Below are 5965 nucleotides of genomic sequence, written 5' to 3'. Positions count from 1 at the left end.
AATGAACTCAGCGCCGCACTGGCCAGAATGCTCCATATGCACCACATACTGCTGGAACGAACCCGGTACAGAGAAAATATCCATGATGCAGAATGTATTCGTGAAATTCACGAAGCCCCCCTGCAGGCTATCGGCATCCTGGAAAAATACAAACGCACAAAATCATAAGGCAGTTCTATGTGGATCCTGATTTTCTGGCTCTCATCCCCCTTTAATGTCTCCTCCGGCGATGCCCGGCAACCCACACTGGCTGTTCACAGTCAGGAGTTTCGTACTGAAAAAGCCTGTCGGGATGCCTTCACCGCGCTGAAAAAAGAAAACGTGGGGGAATTTGCTCTCCGGGGCGTCTGCGTCCCCGGCGGAGAATAAACCGGAGATGATGATTCTCCACAGGAGTATTCAATGGCATACCATTCCCCGGATGTCACACTGCATTATCCGTATCTGCGCCGGATGTCCTGGGCGCAGATAACGGCAGCAGCTGAAGATGCGGAAATACATCATGATTATGCCCGGGCATTAATATTGTGGCAGCATGCATATCATGCTGCCACGCTGACTCTCAACAAAAACCTGGCAGTTGCTAAAATCGACTTCTGTATTAAACTGTAAGCGGCTCGCCAGAACCGTATTGATATTTACTGAGAGCTCAGATCAACTTTCCAGGGCAACAGATCGCGTACCCGGTTTGCCGGCCAGTCCTGGATATGATCAATGACGTAACGCAGCCATTTTTCTGGCTCCACATTGTTCAGACGGCATGTGCCGATCAGCGAGTACAACACCGCCGCATGTTCGCCACCGCTGTCGGAACCTGCGAACAGCCAGTTTTTCCGGCCTACAGCCACATCCCGTAAGGCGTTCTCTGCGATGTTGTTATCGACTTCGGCCCAACCATCCTCTGCATAGTACGTCAGTGCCGGCCACTGGTTCAGGGCGTACACGAACGCTTTCGCCAGCTCCGAGTGCCGCGACAGAGTTTTCATCTTTTCACGTAGTGCAAAATGGCATCTGAATCGATCACAGTTTGGCCGGGTTACTCACCGCTCTCCTTCACGGTAATACGCACCTGTTTTATTAACATATAGAAAAAATTGCTCCAGCATGTTTTATCTTTTTGAAATCAGGACATTTACCAGCTCACTTAAAACTCTTTTTTGTTCTTCATCCTGAAGATATTGAATCCGAAATTTAATCTCTTCTGCAACCCGTCTTGTATCGGACTCATTAAGTATTTTTGTTATTCGCTGTCTCTGATGTTCAGGCTGGTCTTCCATATTTCGTAAAACCAGATGAAATAATATATCATAAAGTGCGCAATGCCATGAATAACCATCATTGGTTAAAATAAGCTCCCAAACCCGCTCCTGCTCGGCAATAAGCTGCAGAACAAAGGACTCAACCTGTTCTGTTTGTTCGGGGGCAACACGGTATAGCGGAGCAATCACAGCAAAAAACAGTTCATTTAACCAGGATTCCGCCTCCTTCTCGCTCCTGAAAGATGGGCAGTTATGTATTCTTCGTTCGTATTCACGGGCAACCTGCTCCAGAATACCCTTCGGCGGTGTCAGCCACTTATTCCTGAGCAATACACTGGTTGATGGATGGCAGCAGGCTATTTCAGCAATAATTTCACGTAATGTCTCCGGGCTGAACTTCTTCAGCTGATTGTAGTGCTCCCGGGTAAAACCATGTTCATCGCATAAAAGTTGCCATGTCATTGATATACTGTTTGCCACTCCTTGCTTCATCATTAATACCTGTTACCTGAATATCAACAGACCGGTGTACCTTTTCTGAATACCTCCCCGGACGGACTGGCAATTCCCATTCGCCTCAGCGTGGCATCTGCAGCTTTCGCCACCTCGCTGATATCCAGCTTTTCAGGTAGCGGCGGGGACGATATCTGCGCCAGGCAATAATTCCTGCGCAACAACAACCACTCCCGTTGTGCTTCTGTACATTCAACATTTCCCATAACAAAAAGCCAGCGGGCGGAAGCTCTGCGCCAGCAACCCGCCGCCTCCAGCTTCTGTGCAACCATGTCTTCCACGACTTCCGGGGTACTATTTTTCCTGCTCAAAACATCAACTCACTGAAATAATACTCATATATGACGGTCTCAGCGAACCGTCCATGCCGGGCTGAAATCCTCTTCCTGAAACAACTCCGTCAGTCCGCTAATCTGTTTCAGCCTCAGCACTTCATCCTGGTCCATCCCCAGCTCTGTACCAATGCGTTCATCCGTCCAGCCCAGGCGTGACAGGTCCCTGACAATATCAGACATTGAGGTTATCTGATGTTTGCCCCTGGCCCGGTTATGTCGGATGGTCGCAGCAATACGTGAGGCCTGTCCCTTTCTCTCCGGATTAATACAGACCACCGGCAGCCAGCCCTTCAAACGTTTTCCCGTACCTGCTTCCCTGCCCAGCACCTGGCGATGAAAACCATCCACCACCAGGTAATGGTTCTTTTCCTCAGACACCACCACCGGTTGTGTGAAACCATCTTTCTCCAGTGACTGCTTCAGCAGTTTCTTCTCACCCGGCGCCATGACATTGGGATTGTAATCGTTGGCCACCACTTCATCCGCTTTCACCCACAGCACACAGTCCACAGGCTCCTGCGCAAAAGGGCTGACCTCATGAAGCACCCTGCGCAGGTGATTCAGGGCCTGTATAGTCTCTTCTTCTGCTCGTTCCTGGCTGAAGTACTGACGAATCATGTTGCCAAGTATCTCCGGTGTCACAGAATCCCCCATTCCTTCCTCCTTTCCTTCATACGCTGCAGATAACGTTCATAGTGCCGGGGTTTGTTCGGACTGAAGGAGAGGGTCCGGCACCAGAAATCATTCTTTATGAGAGTCTTACAGATACGTCGCCAGGACGGAATATCCCGGCTCCCCAGGTCATTCTCCTGTTCATCCGGGATGTCATCCGGGAAGCCCCGCGTCTGATACCAGCGCAGGTAGACAGCAATTTTATTACGGTAATGTTCTGCTGTTCTTTCCGGCATCACATCCAGCAGGAACATCGCATAGCTGCGCCAGGTATGATGAGGCGGCTTCGTGATACGCTTACGCAGGGCAAAATAGGCACCACTCACATTGGCATAAAGCGCCCCGCTGGCAGCCCCTGACACCCGTTCACACATCCTGGCCCAGGTTTCCGGCTCCAGAACATGGTAAAGCCACAGTCCCTTACGCTGTTCAGGACCAAAAGGTTCACAGACTCGCATGTTGCGTAACGGCACGCCGGCACGGTACATCAGGTCATACAGAGGATTGTAGATGGCACAGGTTCTGGCGTTATATATCCAGATATCGCGGGCTTTCCAGTCATATAACGGATACATGGTGTAATAAAACCCTTCAGGCGACGCTGTGGTCCAGGGTTTATCATCTGCATATCTCAGTTTGCGCTGAGATACCAGTCCCATAAAGCGATTGAGCGATTCATCAGCACGGACACCAGTCAGTATTGCCACTCCACACCGGTTACCGGCAAACCAGGAAGAAAATGCCGGAACAAATTCTTCAAACGTCATGGCATACCGGTAAAAGGGAAAATACGTCATGTCTGTAATGGCCTCTTCCGGTGGCTGGCGAACCCAGGGCACTCCTGGCTCCCAGCATATCCACTCCGGCTGAAACTGCGAGACGCCGTTTACCGTGGTCAGGGGAAGTGCCACCCAGTAAAAGGTTTCCGTCACATCATGGTACATTTCCCGCATCTTCTGAATATGTTCAATGGTGCACCGATACTGGGCCTCCCAGTCAATGAACAGAACAGAGAAATGACGTTTTCTCCTGCGGGCCACCTCTGCCACAAGATGGAAAAGCACGGTGGAATCCTTTCCACCTGAAAAAGACAGGCATACCGACGGAAATGTTTCAAAAATCCACTCAATGCGGGCGATTGCGGCACGCAAAACATTTTCTCCGGTAAGGATTTTTTCGGTTAAAAGCGTATCACTCATTTTCCTGGCTTTATGTCGAATAATACTGTTTATACATTCAGACAAACTTCATTAACAACTCACCGCTTTGGGGATAAATAATAACAATAAAACCCTTCAGATATTAATCTGGTTGTTGGATTTGTTATCGCATCCTTTATCCACCTGCTTCTTACTGGTAACACATCTGGAAATCCATGCATTTTCAACATACACCATACTTTCAACTTGTAAATAAGGAAATATGATGCAGATGGTGAACGATTCAAATATCATTTTGCAGGAAGTATTCACTGTAATAGAATTACCCCCTGATAAAGTTTATTCACTAAGAAATTATTCAACAGAACCATTCCCTGTTAGCTTTGAGCAATAGCACTTATTTTTATATGTATCAGGAATACGTACGTTGATGTAACCAAAACAAAGAAGCCTGTGTCCATGGGGTTCGTACAATTGTGTGTAGCACATGACCAAATCAGGTTTGAGACCTCCCGCTGCAATATTTTTTATTCAGACTTTAGCCTGTCAGGCCTGACAGAAACGCTCCCAACTTCCCTTCTATATCACTGTCTATAGTACGTAATCTTAGCAATGGCAGGCCGCATTTCTTCAGTATACTGTTTTTAAGTTCATCACGTTCAGCCTGAACACTGGTCAGATGATAACCTCCATCCACTTCAATAACCCCTAATGGAGTCTTCCCGACCTTATAGTAAACAACAAAGTCACAACTGGCCCGGTTACGCATGAATAACTGTTCACGGTGTGTAAAATCCCCCCGCTCCAGCAACACCAACTGATTCAGCGCTATTTGTGAATGAAACATCATACTCCGATAACTATCCTGCGACAGGATATCCCGCAACAGGCAGGCCACAATCTGTTCTGACTTAAAGTGTGAATCATTTGAATTCAATCTACTATTCAGTCGTTCCAGTGATTTGTCATACTCACTGTACAGCAAATCAAATGCTGATATGACCGGGCTCTCGAAAATCTCTCCGTCATCAGCGTAGTATTTGATGTAACGAATCAGCGCCGCAATATGTCCAGCGTGGCGTTCAAATACATCATTACCAGTCACCAGCGTAAATTTATTTCGGGCCCTTGAAACAGCGACATTCACCAGTTCAGGATTATCAACAAACGCGATGTTCCGACTGTGCTGGCTGCTGCGCTTCTTATCCAGCACAGTGGAAAACACAATTTCATCGCACTCCCGTCCCTGAAATTTATGCACCGTCGATTTCACAAAATCAGCAGGCAGCACTTTTTCAGCCAGATTAACCTGTGCATTATATGGGGCAATGTATCCCCTGCTACTTTCTTCATCCCAGTAATGACCTTCCAGAGATTCAAGCTCCCTGAGATTTGAAAAATTACGGGTATGGTTTCCTTTTGCCGTGATGACCAGAGATAATGAGGCTTCACCGGAATCAACCGTTAACGGTATCAGAGCATTATCATAAAACTGCTTATTACAAAATTGAATGATTTTAGGATGACAACGATAATGCTCTTTAAGAAGGGTTACTGGCACCATGTTCCTGAACAACATACAAACCGAATCAAGTAGACTATATTTCTCACAATTATAGTATTCTGCCGGTGGAGATGGGCTGTTCGGGAGTAATACAGGAACATGTGGAAGTTGCTTACGATCCCCTACAACGATTACATTACGGGCACATCCCAGTCCCAGAATGCCCGGAACAATATCCTGCTGTGAAGCTTCATCAATAATCACATAATCAAGAAGGGCCCCCTTACCGATTGAGTTAATAATCGAATGCGTGCTGCTACCAATAACCGGAAAACGCTTTATAAAATGGTCAAATTCATCCCTGTATGTCTCTACCGAGAATGAACTTCTTGTTGAAACATTTCTTCGCAGATGTTGCTTTAAATAAAGCATAGACCATGATGTCAGGCGCCCCAGTAAAACTTTAAAATCAGATTTTTTTAATACTCCCTCATATTCATTCAGAGAAATTTGTTTTTCCCG

7 protein-coding genes and 1 pseudogene are annotated in these 5965 nt (G+C 47.1%); 2 read left to right on the top strand and 6 right to left on the bottom strand.

Going from position 1 to position 5965, the window contains the following annotated elements; translation table 11 throughout:
• The first annotated feature begins 177 nt into the window (after positions 1–177).
• Both E0D98_RS20715 and E0D98_RS20710 read left to right on the top strand, forming a co-directional pair.
• Positions 178–369, top strand: coding sequence for a hypothetical protein (locus E0D98_RS20715; protein ID WP_000264910.1), 192 nt, complete (start codon positions 178–180; stop codon positions 367–369).
• Positions 370–402: 33 nt separating this feature from the next.
• Positions 403–612, top strand: coding sequence for a hypothetical protein (locus tag E0D98_RS20710; RefSeq protein WP_000323309.1), 210 nt, complete (start codon positions 403–405; stop codon positions 610–612).
• Positions 613–638: 26 nt separating this feature from the next.
• Here the strand turns inward: E0D98_RS20710 and E0D98_RS20705 are convergent.
• The 6 genes and pseudogenes from E0D98_RS20705 to E0D98_RS20680 all read right to left on the bottom strand — a co-directional run.
• Positions 639–998, bottom strand: a pseudogene (locus E0D98_RS20705) (transposase); the annotation flags it as partial.
• Between the two features lie 111 nt (positions 999–1109).
• Complete coding sequence (locus E0D98_RS20700) at positions 1110–1754, bottom strand: hypothetical protein (RefSeq protein WP_001376509.1); 645 nt, start codon at positions 1752–1754, stop codon at positions 1110–1112.
• A 20-nt stretch (positions 1755–1774) separates the two neighbouring features.
• A complete protein-coding gene (locus E0D98_RS20695; RefSeq protein WP_000226517.1) occupies positions 1775–2044 on the bottom strand; it encodes a PerC family transcriptional regulator in 270 nt (89 codons plus the stop codon).
• A gap of 78 nt (positions 2045–2122) precedes the next feature.
• Positions 2123–2761 carry a ParB N-terminal domain-containing protein gene (locus E0D98_RS20690; protein WP_000502848.1) on the bottom strand — a complete coding sequence of 213 codons (639 nt, stop codon included), beginning with the start codon at positions 2759–2761 and terminating at the stop codon, positions 2123–2125.
• Entirely contained in the window at positions 2746–3978 is a 1233-nt protein-coding gene (locus E0D98_RS20685; protein ID WP_001285503.1) for a phosphoadenosine phosphosulfate reductase, read from the bottom strand. The genes E0D98_RS20690 and E0D98_RS20685 overlap by 16 nt, the downstream gene beginning before the upstream one ends.
• 499 nt (positions 3979–4477) lie before the next feature.
• A partial coding sequence (locus tag E0D98_RS20680; RefSeq protein ID WP_131890914.1) for an AAA domain-containing protein occupies positions 4478–5965 on the bottom strand: 1488 nt, incomplete at its 5' end.

The sequence above is a fragment of the Escherichia sp. KCJ4928 genome (assembly GCF_004352695.1).
In the GTDB taxonomy this organism is placed as follows: Bacteria; Pseudomonadota; Gammaproteobacteria; order Enterobacterales; family Enterobacteriaceae; genus ECMA0423.
The sequence above is the reverse complement of the archived record's forward strand: the minus strand, read 5'-3'. Positions and strand labels throughout refer to the sequence as shown.

Bases quoted from the DNA above. Each gene is read 5' to 3' on its own strand.
- E0D98_RS20715 (WP_000264910.1), top strand. From the start codon at position 178: ATGTGGATCCTGATTTTCTGGCTCTCATCCCCCTTTAATGTCTCCTCC.
- E0D98_RS20710 (WP_000323309.1), top strand. From the start codon at position 403: ATGGCATACCATTCCCCGGATGTCACACTGCATTATCCGTATCTGCGC.
- E0D98_RS20700 (WP_001376509.1), bottom strand. From the start codon at position 1,754: ATGATGAAGCAAGGAGTGGCAAACAGTATATCAATGACATGGCAACTT.
- E0D98_RS20695 (WP_000226517.1), bottom strand. From the start codon at position 2,044: ATGGTTGCACAGAAGCTGGAGGCGGCGGGTTGCTGGCGCAGAGCTTCC.
- E0D98_RS20690 (WP_000502848.1), bottom strand. From the start codon at position 2,761: ATGGGGGATTCTGTGACACCGGAGATACTTGGCAACATGATTCGTCAG.
- E0D98_RS20685 (WP_001285503.1), bottom strand. From the start codon at position 3,978: ATGAGTGATACGCTTTTAACCGAAAAAATCCTTACCGGAGAAAATGTT.